This window comes from Erwinia artemisiae, assembly GCF_051400835.1.
Taxonomy (GTDB): Bacteria; Pseudomonadota; Gammaproteobacteria; order Enterobacterales; family Enterobacteriaceae; genus Erwinia; species Erwinia aeris.
The window spans coordinates 24,889-44,102 of the sequence record NZ_JBLFFM010000011.1; the positions used below are offsets into that span (position 1 = coordinate 24,889).

Sequence of the window (19,214 nt, forward strand, 5' to 3'; positions counted from 1 at the left end):
GGGGTCAGGCGTTGGTATAGCGCTCGGTTTCCGGCATCCAGCGTTCAATCAGCGCCTGCGCCTGTTCAGGATAGTGCTGATGAATATGGCGGGCGACGCGCTGCACTTCCGGGATCATCGCGCCATCGCGTACCAGATCGGCTACCTTGAATTCGGCGTTGCCTGTCTGGCGCGTGCCCAGCAGCTCGCCAGGACCGCGGATTTCCAGATCGCATTGCGCAATCACAAAGCCGTCGTTGCTGTCGCGCAGAACCTGTAAGCGTTTCTGCGCGGTTTTGCTCAGCGGCGCTTTATAAAGCAGCACGCAGTGGGAGGCAACCGAGCCGCGACCAACGCGGCCCCGCAGCTGGTGCAGCTGCGCCAGGCCCAGCCTTTCCGGGTTTTCAATGATCATCAGGCTGGCATTAGGCACATCCACGCCAACTTCAATGACCGTGGTAGCGACCAGCAGGTCAATCTCGCCCTGTTTAAACGCCTGCATCACCGCCTGCTTCTCGGTGGGTTTCATCCTGCCATGCACTAGTCCAACGTGCAGCTCTGGCAGCGCCAGCTTCAGCTCTTCCCAGGTGGCTTCGGCGGCCTGGGCTTCCAGCTGTTCCGACTCTTCAATCAGCGTACAGACCCAGTAGGCCTGGCGACCTTCGCCGCTACAGGCGTTCTGCACGCGGGTAATAATATCGGCGCGCCGCGTATCGGGAATGGCGACGGTAGTGACCGGTGTACGGCCCGGCGGTAGCTCGTCAATGGTGGAGGTTTCCAGATCCGCATAGGCGGTCATCGCCAGCGTACGCGGGATCGGTGTCGCGGTCATAATCAGCTGATGAGGATGAAAACCCTGCTCCTGGCCTTTCTCCCACAGCGCCAGCCGCTGGTGGACGCCAAAGCGGTGCTGCTCGTCAATAATCACCAGCGCCAGGCCGTTAAACTGCACCTGTTCCTGGAAAATGGCGTGGGTGCCGACAATCATCGATACCTGGCCGCTGGCGATGGCATCCTGCTGCGCCAGGCGCGCCTTGCCTTTCTGCTTGCCAGCCAGCCAGCCAACTTCAATCCCCAACGGTGCAAACCACTGGCGGAAGTTATTGGCGTGCTGTTCGGCCAGCAGCTCGGTTGGCGCCATCAGCGCCACCTGTTTGCCCCAGGCGATAACGTTCAGGGCAGTCAGCGCGGCCACCAGCGTTTTGCCCGATCCTACGTCACCCTGCACCAGGCGCATCATGGGATAGCTTTGTGCCAGATCCTGCTCTATTTCCTGCACGACGCGCGCCTGGGCGTTAGTCGGCTTAAACGGCAAGGCAGCCAGCAGCCTGTCGCTCAGCGCATGGCGAGCCGGCATAGCTAAAGCACGATAGCGCTGCGCGCCGGCGCGCACGGCCAGCATACTGAGATTGTGCGCCAGCAGCTCTTCCATAATCAGGCGTCGCTGGGCGGGATGCCTGCCGTTTTCCAGATCCACCAGCGCCATGTCGGGCGGCGGCCTGTGCAGCATCCGCAGCGCATCCGGCAGGCTGATCATGCCCTGGCTCAGCTCCTGCGGCAGAAGTTCGGCGACAGGACAGGTATCCAGCAACTTCAGCGCCTGATCGGTCAAGTTGCGCAGCGTCGCCTGGCGGATCCCTTCGGTCGTGGAGTAGACCGGCGTCAGCGTTTCCTGTAGCTCCACCACGCTGTTATCGCCCTGAACGCGATACTCAGGATGGATGATTTCGGCCCCGCGCTGGCCGCGCTTTATTTCGCCATAGGCGGTTACGCGCCGGCCGGGCGCCAGGCTGTTTTTCATGCCGGCGTTAAAGTTGAAAAAGCGCAGCGTCAGGATGCCGGTGCCGTCGCTGATTTGACAGGTCAGCATGCGGCGGCGGCCAAAGGAGATATCGCTTTGCAGCACTTCGCCCTCTACCGTGGCGTAGATGTTAGGCAGGAGGTCGTTAATAGCGTAAAGCTGGGTGCGGTCTTCGTAACGAAGCGGCAGATGCAGCAGCAGATCCTGCACGGTGGTCAGCCCGAGCTTCGCCAGTTTGCCAGCCTGGCTGGCACCAACGCCGGCAAGCGTGCTGAGCGGGATGGCGTCCATCAGGCGGCCCGTCATTTTTTACGTACCGATGCCTGCATGGTGGCCCACCAGTCGGGATCGGCAATCACCTCGCCCGTCTCGCTAATTTGCGGATAAGGTAAGCCTTTATGTTTGGCGACCCTGGCCAGAACGGGATAGCCGCCTTCAAACAACAGGCGCTGCTGTTCGCTATAGGAAAGCAGGCTCTCCTGACGCTGATACATGCCTGCATTCTGGCGCTGGCGCTGCGCTTCATAGAGGATCAGCGCCGAAGCCACGGAAACGTTCAGCGACTGCACCATGCCGACCATCGGAATAACGATCTCCTGGTCAGCCAGTTCAAGCGCCTGTTGGGTGATACCGGTTTTTTCCTGACCCATCAACACGCAGGTCGGGCGGGTGTAATCGATTTCGCGGAAATCTACTGCTTTATCAGAAAGATGCGTAGCCAGGATCTGCATTCCCTGGCCTTTAAGATGCGTGACCGCATCGGCAATAGTGGGATGCGTTTTTACCTGCACCCAGCTGTTGCTTCCGGCGGCGGCAGAGGCCATGGTACGCATCCGGCTGCCCGGCCAGACCGCATGGACTTCATGCACGCCAACCGCATCCGCCGTGCGGATCACCGCAGAGACGTTATGCGGTTTGTGCACCAGCTCCATGCAGACGGTTAAATCGTGCTGGCGGGCAGCCAGCATTTCACGGATACGGGCAAAACGTTGAGCATTCATGCGCTAGTTTCGGTTGCGGTGAACTTTGATCACGTCAGGCATTACGCGGATTTTGCGCATAATATTCGCCAGATGAACGCGATCGCGTGCCGTCAGACGGATAAAGGCGCTGTAAACCCGGCCATCTTTCTCTTCCGTGTTCAGGCTCTGGATATTTGATCCGGCGGTGTTGATGGCCGCCGTCAGGTTTGCCAGCGCGCCCTGGTGGTTAAACATATCCACCTTGATCTCCGCCACGAACTCCTGCTCGGTAACCTTATCCCACTCTACCGCCATAAACTTCTCTGGCTCTTTCTGGTAGCCGCGAATATTACGGCAGGATTCGTGGTGCACTACCAGGCCTTTGCCGGGGCTGACATGCGCCACGATAGGATCGCCGGGAATAGGGCGGCAGCACTTGGCAAAGGTGATCAGCACGCCGTCGGCGCCTTTGATTGGCAGCTTGCCGCGCGATGGCGTACTGGAAACCACCGGTGCAGGCTGGTCGCTCTGCTGCAGGTTTTTCGCCACGACCACGCTCATGGCGTTGCCCAGGCCAATCTCTGCCAGCAGATCGTCCAGCGTCGCCAGCTTCATGCGTTCCAGCTCGTGCTGAATGCTCTCCGGCGAAATCTCGGCCAGCTTGCGGCTGCCGCCCAGCGCATGATTCAGCAGACGACGGCCAAGGCTGACCGAGTCGTCGCGCTTGAGGTTTTTCAACAGCTGACGGATTTTGGCGCGCGCTTTGGAGCTGACCACGAAGTTCAGCCAGGCGGCGTTAGGCCGTGCGCCCGGTGCCGTAATGATTTCAACGGTCTGACCGCTGGTCAGCGGCTGGGAAAGCGGGTAGGGCTGGCGATCGACACGCGCGCCCACGCAGGCATGACCGATATCGGTGTGCACCGCATAGGCGAAGTCAACCGGCGTCGCGCCCGCAGGCAGTTCGACGATGCGGCCTTCCGGCGTGAAAACGTAAATCTCGTCCGGGAAAAGGTCCGATTTTACGCTTTCGATAAATTCAAAGGAGCTGCCCGCGCTCTGCTGCAGCTCCAGCAGGCTTTGCAACCAACGCTGGGCGCGGATTTGCGCGGTGGTACTGCTTTCGCCCTGCTCTTTATAGGCCCAGTGCGCCGCGACGCCCATCTCTGCCATCTGATCCATATCTTCCGTACGGATCTGCACTTCAACCGGTACGCCATGCGGGCCGATCATCGAAGTGTGCAGCGACTGATAGCCGTTGGCCTTGGGGATAGCGATGTAGTCTTTCACCCGGCCCGGACGAGGCTTATAGAGGCTGTGCATCTGGCCCAGCACCCGGTAACAGGTGTCCACGTCGTGAACGATGACCCTGAAGGCATAGATATCCATAATGGAATGGAAGCGCTGCTCTTTCAGGTGCATTTTGCAGTAGATGGAATAGAGGTGTTTTTCCCTGCCGCTGACGCGACACGGAATGCCGGCTTCCTGCAGACGACCGTCAATTTCCGCAAGGATTTTCTGGATCATCTCTTTGCGGTTGCCGCGCGCCGCTTTCACTACCTCTTTGATAACGCGGTAGCGGTTGGGATAGAGCGCCTCGAAACCCAGCTCTTCCAGCTCGGTTTTCAGGTGATGAATACCCAGGCGATGCGCCAGCGGACTGTAGATCTCCAGTGTTTCCAGCGCGATACGTCGACGCTTATCCGGACGCAGCGATCCCAGCGTGCGCATGTTGTGCGTGCGGTCAGCCAGCTTGATCAGAATGACGCGGATATCCTGCACCATCGCCATGATCATTTTGCGAAAGTTTTCGGCCTGCGCCTCTTTCTTATCGCGAAATTTCAGCTTGTCTAGCTTGGAAACCCCTTCCACCAGTTCAGCCACGTTTTTACCGAACAGCTGTTCCATATCCTGATAGGTGGCGGGAGTATCCTCGATGACATCATGCAGAAGCGCGGCCATGAGCGTTTCATGGTCGAGCTTCATCTCCGCCAGAATACAGGCGACAGCAACCGGATGGGTAATATAAGGCTCACCGCTGGAGCGAGTCTGTCCCTCGTGAGCATCACGTGCGACAAGGTAAGCTTGCTTGAGGCGCTTTATCTGGTCCTCAGGCAAGTATTTTTCAATCAGTTGATTGAGACTTTCAAACAGATACAAGGGCGAGCCTTCCGGCTGATGATTAACGACGACCTTCAGCGATAGCGGTAACAGCCTGCAGTTCTGCGGCTTCCTGCTCCTGCTGTTCCTGACGATCACGGACATCCAGAATCTGGTTGGTGATCAGACCTTCTTCGATCTCGCGCAGCGCGATAACGGTAGACTTGTCGTTTTCTTCCGGAACCAGCGGATCTTTACCGCCAACCTGCATCTGGCGAGCGCGACGAGCGGCGACCAGAACCAGGTCAAAACGGTTACCAATTTTTTCTACTGCGTCCTGTACGGTTACGCGTGCCATAAGTGTGATACTCCACGGTTGACGAAATGACTGGGCATCATACTGAGTTGTCCTCAGTCTGCCAACAGTTTGCTGATTAAAGCATCATGACGGGATTTTTGACGGCCCATTCGCAGACGCTCGGCGCGAATAATGGTTTTCAGATCGGACAGCGCCAGATCGAAATCATCATTCACAATAAGGTAGTCGTACTCCGCATAGTGGCTCATTTCCGCGACGGCCTGCGCCATACGCCGGGCAATGACCTCTTCGCTGTCCTGACCGCGACCGCGCAGGCGGCGATCCAGCTCGTCTTTTGACGGCGGTAAAACAAAAATGCTGCGTGCCTGCGGCATTTTCTGACGGATTTGCTGCGCGCCCTGCCAGTCAATATCTAAAAAGACATCCACGCCGGTTGAGAGCACCTGCTCAATCGCCCTGCGTGATGTGCCGTAATAGTTGCCGAAGACTTCGGCGTGCTCCAGAAAGGCATCTTCTTCGATCATACGACGAAATTCGTCATGGTTTACAAAATAATAGTGTTCGCCGTGATTTTCACCCGGACGCACGCCCCTGGTGGTATGGGAGATGGACACCTGAGTGTCATACAGCGGTTGCGTCTTTAGCAGCGCGTTAATCAGGCTGGATTTACCCGCGCCGCTTGGTGCTGAAACAATAAAAAGTGTGCCTTGAGCCATGATGATTTCTTGCTATGCCAGTCGGAGTTTACTTCCTGCACAGTATACACGGGTGAAGGCCAGGATGCAGCGTTTCGGCTGTTCTGCCGCGTTTTTTCTCTAAAACTGGAAGATGGCTCGCGGTACTGATGACAGGTTTCATGCTAGGGAAAAAACTTTTCGATACGTTTTCCATAAGCGAACTTACGCTATCGCCGTGTTCTGATTTTGCCGATTTAATAAGCGAAGCAGAGCAACAAGGGAGTGTGGAGATGCGAAGCATAGTAATAATGTTCGGGCTGGGAGGGTGCGCCATTGCACAGGCTTTTTGCCCCGTCTGGTCGCCCGCCCGGGCAGAACTGGAGATGGCGGCGCTGGAAAAACAGCTGAGCGACTGGGATCGGGCCTACTATGAGCAGGGCATCAGCCTGGTAGAGGATGAACGCTATGATGCCTTAGAGAAAACGTATCACGACTGGCAGCGCTGCTTCCGGCCCGAAAGCGAGTCTCGTTCGCCGGCGCTGGCGAAAAGCGGCAAGGTACGGCATCCGGTAGCGCATGTTGGCGTCAAAAAGCTGCCGGACAGGCGGGCGGTGGTGCGCTGGATGGTGGGAAAGCAACCGCTGTGGGTGCAGCCAAAACTGGACGGCATTGCCGTGACGCTCTGGTACCGGCATGGAAAACTTGTGCGGGTAATCAGTCGCGGCGACGGGCTGCGAGGAGAAGACTGGACGGAAAAAGCACGCCATATACCCGCTATTCCGCAGCAGATAACGCTGGATGACGATCCCCTGGTTTTGCAGGGCGAACTTTATCTGAAGATGACCGATCACCAGCAGGCCAGCCAGGGCGGCGTTAATGCCCGCGCCGTCGTGGCTGGCGCAATGCGGCGTAATGAGAGCTCGCCGCTATTGGCACAGCTGGGCATGTTTATCTGGGCGTGGCCGGACGGCCCGGAAAAAATGCCGCAACGCTTACAGCAGTTAAGCAAGGCGGGCTTCAGCATTATGGAAGCCTGGAGCAAGCCTGTTGCCAACGCTGATGAAGTCGCCGACTGGCGCGAACGTTGGTTTCATCAGCCTCTGCCCTTTGTTACGGATGGCGTGGTGATCCACGGTACGCCAGTAAAGGGCGCTTACTGGCTACCCGGCGATAATACCTGGTCAGCAGCCTGGAAATATACGCCGCTGAAAGTGAGCGCAGAGGTTCGCTCAGTCGATTTCCCCATTGGGCGGACGGGAAAAACAGGCGCGGTACTAAATCTGTTACCCGTACAGCTGGATGATAAAAAAGTCAGCCGGGTCAATATTGGCTCGCTTAAACGCTGGCAGGCGCTGGATATCGTGCCGGGCGACAGGGTCGCCATTAGCCTGGCGGGTCAGGGCATCCCCAGGCTTGACGAGGTCATCTGGCGGGTACAAAAACGGGGCAGGCCGCCCGTACCGGATGCTGATGCTTTTCATGCTCTGAGCTGTTTTGACTATACGCCTGCCTGTCGCGAGCAGTTTCTGGCCCGCCTTGTCTGGGCAAGCGGCAGACAGGCGCTGGCGATGACCGGCGTCAGCCGCAGCAGCTGGCAGCGCCTGATGCAGGCCGGGCAGCTGACCCATCTCTTTTCCTGGCTTGCGCTGACTCAGGAAGATCTGCGGAAAATTGCTGACCTCACGCCCGCCCGCGCAGACTGGCTTTACCACCAATTCTCGCTAAGCCGACGGCAGCCCTTCAGGCGCTGGGTAAAAGCCCTGGGCGTTCCTGTACCGGAAGGTGCTCTGAACGCTATTGAAGATAACGACTGGTCAACGCTACTGGCCCGACGGGAAGAGGCATGGCAGCAGCTACCAGGCATAGGTAAAACGCTGGCCGGGCAAATCGTGCGTTTTCTGCATCACCCTCAGGTGCAGCAGCTGATTGCTTATGCAGACGAGGCAAGGCGATGAACCTTTTAGTGATCGGCATGAGGATAGTTAAATACCGGCAGCCCCAGCCGGAAGCGCAACGCCAGCAGGCGCGCCAGAAAGCCAAACAGCAGCGTGATGATGATGGCCAATTCGTCGGATACCGGCGTTTTCAACAGCAGGATATAGAGCCAGCCGGAAGCAAAAGCGATACCGGCATAAAGCTCCTTCTGGAAAACCAGCGGGATACGGTTGCAGAACATATCGCGCAGCACGCCGCCGAAGACGCCGGTAATCACCGCACTAATAGCCGCAATAATCGAGGCATGGCCCATATCCAGCGCCACTTTGGTGCCGATGATAGAGAAAACGGCCAGGCCCAGCGCGTCCAGCACCAGGAAGACCTTGCGCAAATGCGGCATCAGCGGCGCCAGCTGGGTGGTAATAACGGCAGCCATCGCCACAATGACGATGTATTCGGGGTGTTTTACCCAGCCAAGCGGGTAGTGCCCAAGCAGCATATCGCGCACGGATCCGCCGCCAATGGCGGTAACGGAAGCGATAATAATTACGCCAAACATATCCATTTTACGGCGGCCAGCCGCCAGCGCGCCGGTCATGGCCTCTGCGGTGATCCCAATCAGATAAAAAACAGTAAGTAGCATAACCCGCTCCTGAGCAATCGGCGGCAAGCCTGCAGGATCCCAGACAGGTTGACGAGTGAATTTTTCTAAAAGCCGTTAAGTAAATGAGTTTACCTAATCTGAAAATAAAGTAACCGTGCGCGTCTCCAGGACAACGTTTTATTTTGTTTAAGTTTTTTGAATCCGCTATTCAGCAATGGGCTTAGCCACCTGACATAGCATGATTAAAAAACTGCACGGCTGGATCCTGAAGTCGGGCAGGCTACCACAAGGACGAGAAAAATGATGGCAGGTGAAATTTTCCGACTGTTGGCAAAAGGGATCCATCCGGAAACAGGCGAGCTGTTGCCGCCAGCTTCTGTTGTGCATACACCCGATGCTATAAGGCTGTTGTTTGCTCTGGCTGAAGAGTTCAGCGGTGTGAATTTCAGTTCTGTAAAACGGCAAGAAAAAGTGAAGCTGACGCCAGAAGAGCGTCGGGAAAAGAATCGAGCGGAAGGGCGGCCTGGCAATGCTTATCTTCCCTGGTCTGAAGAGCAAAAACAGGAGTTGATAGCGCTTTTCCGGCAGGGCCATTCCGTCAGCGAGCTGGCTGGCCTGTGTGAGCGTTCGCCGCGTTCAATCGCCATGCAGTTAGAAAAGCAGGCGCTTATCACGGCGGAACAAGCTGCGGCCTTTAGCTGAAGACTGCGCAGCCTGTACGGCGATCGTTGCCGCAGGTTAAAACCGGATCAGTTTTTCTTTACGAATTCTGATTTCAGCTTCATCGGGCCAAAGCCGTCAATTTTACAGTCGATATTATGATCGCCTTCCACCAGGCGAATGCTTTTTACCCTGGTGCCGATCTTAAGAGGCGTCGAGCTGCCTTTGACCTTGAGGTCTTTGATAACTGTCACGCTGTCGCCGTCAGCCAGCAGATTGCCGTTGGCATCTTTAACTACCAGCGCCTCTGTGGCTTCTGTGTTGCCAGACCAGACGTGGCCGCATTCGGGACAGTTAAACAGGTCGCCATCCTGCCAGCTGTATTCGGAGTGGCATTCAGGGCAGGGAGGAAGAGTTTGCATAAAAACCTTAAAATTATCCGCAGGAAAAGAAGGGGGATTTTAGCCTGGTGCCGCCTGTAAAACTATTCATCTTTGACGATATGCGCCAGGCACAGGGTTCATGCACTCACCAGTGATAAAAGTGTACGGCAGACAATAACTGTTTATGCATTGGGTCAATCATCTTACCAACCAGTTGGCTGTACGGCTCATAAAGAGCAAATTTGCGGGATAGTGATCGGGCTCACTCATGTTTTCTTCGCATGGTTGGGGACAATACGGAGGGAGCGGAAGATTTTATTGTTATCTCTACGCGAGTGGAGCCGTTCTAATCTGATTTGTTTTTTACCATCTTACCACTGTCGTTTATACGATATGTTCCGCTATCTACAATGAAATAAAGGCCGGTATTCCTGCTATTGTTAACCATAATGAGCGAATCTTTATCAATACAATTTACTGGCGGTTTCATATCATTAAAACAGAGTCGGTCATACCCATCGGTTTCTTTATATCCATCACCAAAATCCCAAAAAATGACGGTGAAAAAACCATCCCGGGCCGGCCTTGGGATGTTATACCTGTTCTTGAGGATTTCCTTGTTTTTCAACCACCAATTAATTTTCCCTTGTTCAGTTAGAGGGAAATTCTTTACTAAAACATCGCTATAGTTATGTCTTTGGTGAACAGCTATGATCTTCACAGGACGTAACGACAACAAGAGGAGGTAAACCAGCAGGGTGCAACTAATAAGTAATGACGCACAAAACGCTTTTTTAATTTTAGATTTCATTGCGCTCACCTGTAATCTCTACAGTAGCTTCCATATTGGTCATGAATGGCCTGAAGCCAAACTGGTTGTATCGCTGGAGCACGAACCAGATACGGAAAAAATGGAACTGACTAAATTTTGTTTTCAAAATATCATCGCTATTCAAACCAAAATGGTCCTGTACCTTGTAATGTACCACTGTCCGGTAGCGATCATTATCAATATGCAGTGATTTTATAGTGATATGTGTAGCCCAGGTATCATGAACGGTAATGCCCATACCATTGTAATTATCCTGGAATCTGTCGAACTTTGGTAACTTACTACTTAGTATTGCATCTCTTAGTCTGTCCTTGTTTTCAACTGGAAAATTTTTTCTTTCCCAGTCTATACCTGTGCTAAATGCTTTTGATAACAAAATGCGTGTGCTTTTTTCCTCGGAAACATCTCTAATTATCTGTTCTTTCAATGCCCTGTTCAGCGCTGCATCCCGGAAAGTGGCACCCTTTTCGTTCTGCATGTGGTCGATCATCTTTTCAATCAGATGGCTGTATGGGCCATAAAGGGAAAATGTGCGTGATAGCGATCGGAGCTCATCAAACAGGATAATGGCGCACTGCTGGCGAGTGATTTTCTCACCGGCTCCGCGCAGATTGCAGCAGAACATGGACTGAGGGCGATCCAGTGAGGAACGTCGGGTTAACGTATAAGGATCAACCCGATCGGAAATATAATTCAGCTGGTATTGGGATTTCAGCTCTGCTTCGGAAAGGTCACCACAGCGCATATCGTCGGCGTTGTAGTCGTCCATGCGTTTCCGAGACTTGAAAAAGGTACAGGGGAACTCCAGGGCTGGCATAACTTCGCCTCCTTGCGTGCAATAATCCATAAGTGCGTTCAGATAAAGCCAAATTATACGCCGCTGACGCGGGCTGTATAATATTAGATGCTCGGCAGACAAAAATTAGGAATATGGCCCGATTTTAGCGTCTTTTTCTGCATTGGGTGGCACCAGATGAGGACATCCTAAGGTACGTTCCGTATAGCTGGTGTAAGCCCTGGAAAAAAGGATGATTTTAGTACTGTCTCAACCTGCGAGGACGGACTTATTCTTTTTTAAGTTTGATTATTTTACCCTCTTTTTTCATCCGATATTCGCCATCATTTAATATAAATATAGTGCCTCTGTTCCTGCTGGAACTGATTGAAAATACCCTGTCCTTTTCAATACAATTTACAGGCGGGTTCATATCATTAAAGCAAAGCCTGTCATTTTTACCTTCTTCTTTATAACCCTCACCAAATAACCAGAATGTCACATAAAAATGACCATCACTGTCAGGTTCAGGAATGCCATGTTTATCTTTTAACATACCTTTTTTTTAACCATCAGTTAATCTTTCCTTTATCCGTTGGCGGAAAAATGGTGACCAGAACATCACTGAAACCACTACTTCTGTGGTGAACGGCTATGATCTCCATGGGGCGCCCCTCAAGCCGTTCTCCTGCCTTAATCCATGCCTGCATCTGAATATCTTTCAGCTTTGCCATAGTGTTGCATTAACATTGAATAGTGCTTTGTACCCAAGCTGGAGCGAGGAAAGTACTTTGGGTACAAAGAAAATGCGCGATGTTATGCAACAGCATGAAAATAATAAAGCCCGCAATTAGCGGGCTTTATTGGTTTTCTGCTACTGAGTGCGACTGTATGCAACTTTACTCAATATTCTGAATCTGTAGATATTTAACGATGTAAGCTGCTGTTTTTTCTGTTTTTATATTTTGTTTTTGTTTTTTGGTACACTTTGTGGTACAGGTGGGGTTTGCACTTTATTAAGCTAAACCTCTTTGTAAATTTTCTAGGCCTAAATTCATAACAGTTTAGTCATTAATGTAGGTCTCTTAAAAAATACCTATTTTACATTAGGCTCGAGAACTGGTTCTACGCCTAAAATCTCTGCAACTTCACCTAACCTTTTTTTAGAAAACATCCATGCTTTTCCTCCAAAACGCAGATTAATCCACTTTCCACTTAGATCTTTAAAATCTTGTACATAATTAGTGGTATCGCCAGCTACAATAAATGCCTTTTCCGTATAATCGATCAATTTTATTGAGGTAGCATGAAGCTCACTTTCTTTGTTAATTGATTTATCTATAACTTTAGCTGTGACTTCTTCATTGTTTTTTGCTGCTTTTACCGCTTTAACATCCACAACTGTATTTACAGAAACTTCTCTTAGAACTATGGTTAAATGGCGCATCAATTTCATTTTTAATTCATCTGCGCTGCTATACTGCTCTTGAATTCCTTTATCCCTAATGCTTTTCTTGAAATCTTTTAGCTTTTCAAGCTGTTGAGTGTCAATAATATCTAAGTCAACTGGTTTCTTTGAATAATAAAGCATTACTGGTTTTTGCTGTTTAAGAAACCATCTTATTTCTTCGACAGTACCACTTTCCTCTAAACCTGTAGGAGAGCCTAACCTGGTCCAAAATGCCCCAATAAGCATGTCGCAACTTCTAACTAATTGATTATTTATAATTTCTTGAGGTCGGTCGCCCATAGTAGGTGCACTATGAGACTCCCATTTTACTGGTAATAATACAAATCCGTGTGTTTGAGAATTTAATGCATTCCACTCATAAAGACTGTTAGTTATAGCCTCTCTTTCCTCTGGTACGTCAGAAGGAGAAGCAATTAATACGTTTAAAACAGTAGCTGGAAACGACATTGCGCACCGCCTTTATTTCTTCAAAGGTTAAAGGACTATCCTAATATCAAAATTTATTCAAGCATGCCTTTTGTTTAATTGAAAATGCTACATTATCTTTATTTAATTACTCCCTATTTTATTATTTGATATTAATGAATAAGCTTTACTTTACCTAACATCTTTATATTCTGCGGCAAACCAAACTAATTCATAATCTTCTATTTTTCTCTCATCGTTTTTGCAATATGGTTTTGCCGAGAAAGTTATATAATATACCCCTTTGTTATTTACCTTAACCGCATACGGGATAGTCCTTTCTCCATCAACGGGTATTTCCATTATTCTAAATATTTTGTTTTTTACGGCTCGATTAGATGAAACATTTTCATAATAACTTGGGTTGTAACCTTGTTCTGCTATTATTTTGTCGCCGCTTAATCTTACTCTTTTTACTGTAAGCGCATCATTATCCAAAAATAATGATATCTTCCTTTTTCCGACATTCTTAATTGTTATAACTGGATATAAGTAATACCCTCCATCGCTACCTGTTACTGAGGTTGTGTTTATATTCACAGTTGTGGATTCAGAATTCCTTATCCTTTCTTTTATTTCAAATAATTCTGTCCGCGCGCGTTCTCTTTGATCGAGGAGGTGATAAGTCATTGCTGCCCATATCAATGTTAAAGCCGTTACAACTGCAATAATAATATTATATGTGGCCTGGTGCCTTTTGAACGGGAAGCAAAAAGCCACGCCTGCATACTTAGCACAAGCTCTTGCTCTTGTCCTCCAAGACATTATCTAATACCCTTTTGAGAATTTTCATTTTCAGGGAAATCATCGTTCTTTATATCATTATATATGTTGACGACTTTTTTGTTTTGAGGTGGCATGGTAAGCTCTAACTTATTAATAACCATACTCATATCATCTTCTTTTTTTATTTTCCCTACCGCTTCCTTAACCGTCCCACTGATTTGTTCAGCAATCAATATATCACTCTCTTCTGCGAAAGTTGGATGAACATTTAAAAGTTCACAAACGGCGATAGTAAATGCTATCGTTGCAACTCTCGTATTACCGGTAAATCCAGTCCAATAATCGCCTGGTGACATGAAAGATTGTTGCGTTGTCAAGTTTAGTAAATCATCACTTGCTAAATGAGATAATCTACTCTTGATTTTTTCAATGCTGATGTCTTCATCAGAGGAATTTTTTTTATAATCATCTTCAACTATAGTTGCCAAAGCTTCTATTTTGTTTAAGACTTCGGCAAACTTTGTAACAGAATAGTGATGGATATCACTTTCTTGATTAATTCTTGAGCTTGAGTAAACAGTACCCTCGCTTATAAAAACAGTATTTATCCAATGGTAAATTGAGCGGAGATGTTCAGCAGCCGAGAAAACTGTTTGATTGGCCTTAAAAGATCGTTTAACAGCTTCGGGAATATTTTCCCGATTATATGATTGCCCCCAAGATACATCCCTACGTATTTTGAATTTTAAATCTCTCTCGCTAGTGCCCCCGTATTTAAGATTGTTTACTATATCATCAGAACTAAATGCATCAGAAGTAATTATGCCAGCAACGACAGTTCCTGAGCCGATAGTAAAAATCAAATCCCCTTTTTGCATGTGGAAAAGAAATTTTCTTACTTGGTTCACGTTAGCACTTATTATCTGACGAGAAAGACCTTCCTTTGCCGCGCTGGTGTAATATTTTTTTACAAGTAAATCAAAGTCATCTTCATCTATAGGGCCCTCATCACTAATAAAATCGTCAAAATGACCAATAGCAGCGATGTTGCCCATAAGAAAATGCTCATAAAATTCATAGTCTTTACCGGGTCGGACAACCCAACAGTTAGCATTCAAATCCATGTCCAAAATTGTACATTCAGCCATCCAAAACTCCCTTCACTTTTGTAGTACTATTAAAATTGAGACCGTTAATTTATGATTGTTAGCTGCGCAAAAATTTAATGCTGGTTTTTTATGGCGTTAAAATGTTTCAGCGAGGTGGCCTTATAAGGTGATAGCAGGTTCTGCGCGCAATGCTATCCCCGCCACGCCTGCCCGCTTTATGCATCACTTTTCATGCAGCTGCATGTACTGGCTCCGGCCGCGCCGGTACCGCTCTTACGTGTGCTTTTGGCGCGCATTATTTGCATGCAAATCCATGCAGCTCTTGCATGCATTACTATTTATACTCGTCACCGTGCAGAAAATCTTTACCTTTGCGCAAAAAAAATCCCCGCCGGTTGGCAGGGAGTGAATGAGGTTTTGGTTCAGTGCCGGAAGGCGCTTCCGTAGCGGCCCAGCGTCTGTGACTGGCGCTGAGGCGGCGGTGGAGGCGGGGCCTTGCAGACTTCGGGCTGCGGCGGCGCGGTAATCACCCGGGTGATACTTTCGCTGGTTTTGAACGCGCAGGAACAATCGAGATTGGTGCACTGATGATAACGTTCCTTAACCTGTTCGGACATGTAGCGGCTTGACCTGGCGTGCGCCGGGCTTTTGCAGTACGGGCAGTGCATCATGCCTGGTTCTCCTTCTGCTGTTTCTCAAGCTTCTCTTTACGCCCCTGTACCAGCAGGTGCATAGCGCACGGACTGTTATACAGCTTCATATCCACGCCGGTCAGCGCCGGGCGATAAACGCCAATCTCTGACACAACAGGCTCCGCGTCCATATCCAGCCGCGCGGCTTCCGCCTTATCGGCCAGCGTCTTGCCGACCTCGCGGGCGAGTATGGCTTCCGGCTCTTCGTGATGTCGCTCTGTATGGCGCCCCCGGTCGTTGAGCCGGAGCGACAGCAGCTTAAGACGAACGGCGCGTATCAGCGTCGGGCTGAGGTTGCGCATGGCGGCCTCCCACTGGCCCTCCACGTACTGCGTAAACGCTGCGTTGTGTGCGTTAACGTAGGCGTGACCGGTGTGCACGGCCTTTATCATCTCCCCCTCGTGCTCAAATTCCAGCTCCTCAATCAGGCCGGTGAACTCTTCGGCCAGCTCGCGGCTGACGATGCGCTGGCTGTGCTGCGCCCTCAGCTCGTCGGTGAGGTTACCGCGCAGGCTGCGAAAGCGGGTGCGCCAGCTGGTTTCCGCTTCCTTGCCGTTCTCAATGGCCGCCTCGCGCTCTTTCTTGCTGTGGGCAATGGCGGCGGTGATGTCGTTAATTTTCATCATCTGCGCGGTGTGTTCGGCTCTGGCTTCGGTCAGGCGGATGACGGCGGGGCTTTTATTCTCGCTCATGATAATTCTCTCTCTGTAAAGGATGTTTGTATTCTGCCGTGGCCCAGCGGACAACGCCTGCTTTCCCCGCCTGCTCATGGCTCAGCAAACAAACCCGGTGGCCCGCCAGGAAAAAGGCCCGGAAGGGCGTGTTTCCCGCGTCTCTGTCGGTATTGGGGTGTAACAGGGGTAACACGGGTTACATCGCTGTTTTAAATGCATTTTTATGAGATGGTTCTGTGTAACATTACGGGTTACAGCGGGTAACAGATGCGGTGTTACACCTGTTACCCTTTTGCTTTTATGTGGTGTAACAGCGCCAGCGCCCGGCTGACGCGGCTGTTACACCTGTTACCTCTGTTACCCTTAAGAAATAAGACTCGCGCACCCTTAGCCCGGCACCTCGCTGTTAAAGACGTAGAGCCTGCGCACGTTCATCTCTGGCGGGCGAATGCTGGTCTGTAGCTTACCGTCGTTGGCCGCCAGCAGGTATCCCCTGTCCGCACAGAGTCGGGCCACCTTGCGCGGGTCAAAGCCCCGGCAGATTTCCTTCCAGCCCGACGGCATCACGTAGAAGGTGGTCACCGTTTCGCGGCCCTGCGCGGCGTTGCCTTTCTCCACCCTGCGCCAGCCCACCATATTGCCGGGGCGGTTGCGCTCGTCGTGCCAGTCGGCAAAGCGGCTGTACTGGTTGGCGGTGAAGAAGGTGCGTACCTGCTCCAGCGCGGCCATGTCTTCCTGGTTGGCCGTGTGTCCCCGGTCTTTCAGCCAGGCGTTCAGGCAGACGCGCGTTGCCCGCAGCGCTTCGCCCTCCGGCCAGCCGGTGATACCCATGCGCGTCGCTAGCTCCCCGGCCATCGCCACCAAGGCAAAGCGGTTGACCGCACGGCCCACCTGATTGCCCGCGTCCTGCGGGGCCAGCGCGGCGGTGTACTCCTTCATCAGCGCCTTTGCCTGCGCCGTCAGCCCGTTGAGGTCGGCGGTCAGCGCCTTCAGCCACTCGCGGAACGGCGAACCGTAGTAGCTGGCCGTGGCCCATTCCAGATGCTCCGCCAGCGCCTTGCCGCTCTCAAAGCCGTGCAGCTCCTCAAACACGCCGAACTTACCGGAGTCGCTGGGTATCTGTATCATCCTGACCTCCATCCCGGCGAAGGTGCGCTCGCCCGCCTTTGCGGCGTGCTCCGTCAGCGACAGCTCGCCCGTGGACAGGAACAGCAGCCGCCACTGTTTGCGGGCGCGCAGCTCTCCGTCCGTTCCTGCCCGGCCCTTGCCCTGGCCGTTTGCCAGCATGTAGGCAATGTTACCCGCCTCGCGTCCGTCCACCTCGCGGATTTCATCGAGCATCATCGCCGCGTCGTTGCGGCGGCTGGCGGAGCCTTCCAGCGAGTTGCCGGTAGCCCGCCACGTCTGCCAGTAGTCCGGGCCGCCGCATACCGAGGTGGCCGCCTTCATGGTGGTGGTCTTGCCGTCGGTGGATTCGCCCTTCAGGTGGTAGCCGCCGCCGTCCATGCCAATCAGGCGCAGCAGCGGCGCGGCAAAGGCCAGGCTCACCGCAAAGGCCACGCGGGAGTTGCCGGTGCAGTAGCGGGAGACGTGCTCGCGCCACTCTTCGGTCGTGCCCGCCACCCGGAAGTCGCGCCCCTGTACCGAGGTGGTCTGAAGAATGACGCCTTCCGCGTCCTCGCCGTTCACCTCGTCCTGCAGGACGTAAACCTGTCCGTGCCAGCCGGTACGGCTCACGCAGGTGACGCGCCGCTCCGGCTTGCACAGTGAGATGTATTCCATCAGCCGGGCGCGGGCCTCGCCGGTGGTGCTGATGTACGACAGGCCGTTAACCAGCAGCACCCGGCGCAGCTCCTCGCCGCTGCCGCTCAGCATTTCCATCGGCATCGCCCACCTGCGCCGCTCGCCCCAGGTATCCTCCCACTCCAGCAGGCGGCCGAAGTTGCCGCCGTCGGCGTCGCAGGTAATGGCGGTGACGCGCAGCGGATTACAGATTTTCACGTTCTGGATTTCCGTTTCGCCGTTGCGCTGCACCTGCTTTTCATACCAGAGATAGTCCTGCGTCAGCCGGAACCCCTGCGGCAGACGCGTGCGGCCCTCACCGGACATCACCAGACCGTTACGGAAGGCTTCGCGGGCGCGGGTCACGCCGTGCTGGCGGTGAAAGTCGTTCCAGTCGGCGCGGATTTCGCCCGGCGGCAGCGTCACCCAGCCGCCCACCGCCTTCGCCGCCTTTTCCGCGAACGCCTTGCCCGGATTCTCGCCGCCGTCCTGAAAATCGTTGTCCCCGGCGAGGATGATTTTTACCTCCGGCCAGCGGGCGCGCAGCGCCTGCGCCACGTTCGGCAGGTTCCCGGCCGACACGGCCGCCACCACGTACCCGGCGGTCAGCTGGCTCACGGTCAGCGCCGTGGCCCAGCCTTCGGTAATCACCGCCTGCACCGGCGGCTCTGCGGGCAGCGGGGCGAGCGTCACGAACGCGCCCTTCATGGTGCTGCCCGGCAGCAGGCTTTTTTCCCCGCCCGGCGCTATCAGCTGCGCGCCGGTTATCGCGCCGTCCGTGGTGATTAGCGGCAGCAGCACCGAACCCGCCGGGAACGTCGTGCCGCTGATGCGCTGCGCCTGGCCGGTCAGCGTCACCGGATGGCCGATAAAGCCTTTCGCGGTCAGATAGTCGCTTTCGCCGGTGTGACCTGCTGCCAGCAGCGCGTTCACCGTAGCGGTCATGTCGCGCTTCGGGGCTTTTTCCCTGGCAGGCTTAACCGGCACATCCTGCACGTCGCGGAACTCCAGCACCTGCGCCACGGCCTGCGCCGCCTTCTTCACGCCGTCGCCCGTAACCCGTTTGACCAGGTCGAGGCCGTCACCGTTGCCGCAGTGGCTGCAAATCCACGTCCCGCGCCCCTCCATATCGTCAAAGCGAAAGCGGTCTTCTCCGCCGCAGTGCGGGCAGGGGCCGTGCCGGCCGTTGTCCGGCACCGTAATACCCAGCAGCGGCAGGATAGCCGGCCAGCGGCCCCGTGCGGCCGTGGCAATCTGTGTCACAGTCATGG

Annotated in this window: 19 protein-coding genes; 2 read left to right on the forward strand and 17 right to left on the reverse strand. The window is 53.1% G+C overall.

Features of this window, described 5'->3' with window-relative positions:
* Positions 1-4: 4 nt before the first annotated feature.
* Genes recG through gmk form a run of 5 tightly spaced genes read right to left on the reverse strand, consistent with a single transcriptional unit; the run spans position 5 to position 5,874 of the window.
* On the reverse strand, positions 5-2,086 hold the full coding sequence (recG, locus tag ACMGEE_RS19180) for an ATP-dependent DNA helicase RecG (RefSeq protein WP_253456961.1): 2,082 nt from the start codon (positions 2,084-2,086) through the stop codon (positions 5-7).
* Positions 2,083-2,781 (reverse strand): tRNA (guanosine(18)-2'-O)-methyltransferase TrmH, encoded by a 699-nt coding sequence (gene trmH / locus ACMGEE_RS19185; RefSeq protein WP_301253383.1) that lies wholly within the window; start codon positions 2,779-2,781, stop codon positions 2,083-2,085. The genes recG and trmH overlap by 4 nt, the downstream gene beginning before the upstream one ends.
* Positions 2,782-2,784: 3 nt before the next feature.
* Positions 2,785-4,899, reverse strand: a complete 2,115-nt coding sequence (spoT, locus tag ACMGEE_RS19190; RefSeq protein WP_125290632.1) for a bifunctional GTP diphosphokinase/guanosine-3',5'-bis pyrophosphate 3'-pyrophosphohydrolase — start codon at positions 4,897-4,899, stop codon at positions 2,785-2,787.
* A 22-nt stretch (positions 4,900-4,921) separates the two neighbouring features.
* Complete coding sequence (gene rpoZ / locus ACMGEE_RS19195; RefSeq protein WP_016191359.1) at positions 4,922-5,197, reverse strand: DNA-directed RNA polymerase subunit omega; 276 nt, start codon at positions 5,195-5,197, stop codon at positions 4,922-4,924.
* 53 nt (positions 5,198-5,250) lie between these two features.
* The gene (gene gmk, locus ACMGEE_RS19200) at positions 5,251-5,874 is read right to left on the reverse strand and encodes a guanylate kinase (protein ID WP_125290631.1); all 624 of its coding nucleotides are present in this window, start codon (positions 5,872-5,874) and stop codon (positions 5,251-5,253) included.
* 251 nt (positions 5,875-6,125) lie between these two features.
* On the opposite strand from gmk, the gene ligB reads away from it, so the two are divergent.
* Positions 6,126-7,790, forward strand: a complete 1,665-nt coding sequence (ligB, locus tag ACMGEE_RS19205; protein WP_253456969.1) for an NAD-dependent DNA ligase LigB — start codon at positions 6,126-6,128, stop codon at positions 7,788-7,790.
* Positions 7,791-7,795: 5 nt separating this feature from the next.
* On the opposite strand, the gene ACMGEE_RS19210 is transcribed toward ligB, so the two are convergent.
* Positions 7,796-8,413 carry a trimeric intracellular cation channel family protein gene (locus ACMGEE_RS19210; protein WP_125290629.1) on the reverse strand — a complete coding sequence of 206 codons (618 nt, stop codon included), beginning with the start codon at positions 8,411-8,413 and terminating at the stop codon, positions 7,796-7,798.
* Positions 8,414-8,674: 261 nt separating this feature from the next.
* On the opposite strand from ACMGEE_RS19210, the gene ACMGEE_RS19215 reads away from it, so the two are divergent.
* Positions 8,675-9,076, forward strand: a complete 402-nt coding sequence (locus tag ACMGEE_RS19215) for a hypothetical protein (RefSeq protein WP_301730987.1) — start codon at positions 8,675-8,677, stop codon at positions 9,074-9,076.
* A 47-nt stretch (positions 9,077-9,123) separates the two neighbouring features.
* On the opposite strand, the gene ACMGEE_RS19220 is transcribed toward ACMGEE_RS19215, so the two are convergent.
* From ACMGEE_RS19220 to ACMGEE_RS19270, 11 genes are all read right to left on the reverse strand, one after another.
* Positions 9,124-9,456: a zinc ribbon domain-containing protein YjdM gene (locus ACMGEE_RS19220; protein ID WP_253456977.1), complete on the reverse strand. Its 333-nt coding sequence runs from the start codon at positions 9,454-9,456 to the stop codon at positions 9,124-9,126.
* Between the two features lie 307 nt (positions 9,457-9,763).
* Entirely contained in the window at positions 9,764-10,228 is a 465-nt protein-coding gene (locus tag ACMGEE_RS19225; RefSeq protein WP_301253387.1) for a DUF943 family protein, read from the reverse strand.
* Entirely contained in the window at positions 10,218-11,066 is an 849-nt protein-coding gene (locus ACMGEE_RS19230) for a YPO3983 family protein (protein WP_436830509.1), read from the reverse strand. Before ACMGEE_RS19230 ends, ACMGEE_RS19225 begins: the two co-directional genes overlap by 11 nt.
* Positions 11,067-11,313: 247 nt before the next feature.
* Positions 11,314-11,580 carry a DUF943 family protein gene (locus ACMGEE_RS19235; protein WP_367399468.1) on the reverse strand — a complete coding sequence of 89 codons (267 nt, stop codon included), beginning with the start codon at positions 11,578-11,580 and terminating at the stop codon, positions 11,314-11,316.
* A 16-nt stretch (positions 11,581-11,596) separates the two neighbouring features.
* Positions 11,597-11,758 (reverse strand): DUF943 family protein, encoded by a 162-nt coding sequence (locus ACMGEE_RS19240; RefSeq protein WP_367399469.1) that lies wholly within the window; start codon positions 11,756-11,758, stop codon positions 11,597-11,599.
* 362 nt (positions 11,759-12,120) lie between these two features.
* Positions 12,121-12,942 (reverse strand): DUF4062 domain-containing protein, encoded by an 822-nt coding sequence (locus tag ACMGEE_RS19245; RefSeq protein WP_436830510.1) that lies wholly within the window; start codon positions 12,940-12,942, stop codon positions 12,121-12,123.
* 150 nt (positions 12,943-13,092) lie between these two features.
* Positions 13,093-13,725: a hypothetical protein gene (locus ACMGEE_RS19250; protein WP_436830511.1), complete on the reverse strand. Its 633-nt coding sequence runs from the start codon at positions 13,723-13,725 to the stop codon at positions 13,093-13,095.
* Entirely contained in the window at positions 13,725-14,834 is a 1,110-nt protein-coding gene (locus tag ACMGEE_RS19255) for a hypothetical protein (RefSeq protein ID WP_436830512.1), read from the reverse strand. The genes ACMGEE_RS19250 and ACMGEE_RS19255 overlap by 1 nt, the downstream gene beginning before the upstream one ends.
* Before the next feature lie 383 nt (positions 14,835-15,217).
* The gene (locus ACMGEE_RS19260) at positions 15,218-15,466 is read right to left on the reverse strand and encodes an ogr/Delta-like zinc finger family protein (protein ID WP_436830513.1); all 249 of its coding nucleotides are present in this window, start codon (positions 15,464-15,466) and stop codon (positions 15,218-15,220) included.
* Positions 15,463-16,179, reverse strand: a complete 717-nt coding sequence (gene sid / locus ACMGEE_RS19265) for a capsid size-determining scaffold Sid (RefSeq protein WP_436830514.1) — start codon at positions 16,177-16,179, stop codon at positions 15,463-15,465. The genes ACMGEE_RS19260 and sid overlap by 4 nt, the downstream gene beginning before the upstream one ends.
* 369 nt (positions 16,180-16,548) lie before the next feature.
* Positions 16,549-19,212, reverse strand: a complete 2,664-nt coding sequence (locus tag ACMGEE_RS19270) for a DUF927 domain-containing protein (RefSeq protein ID WP_436830515.1) — start codon at positions 19,210-19,212, stop codon at positions 16,549-16,551.
* Positions 19,213-19,214 lie beyond the last annotated feature (2 nt).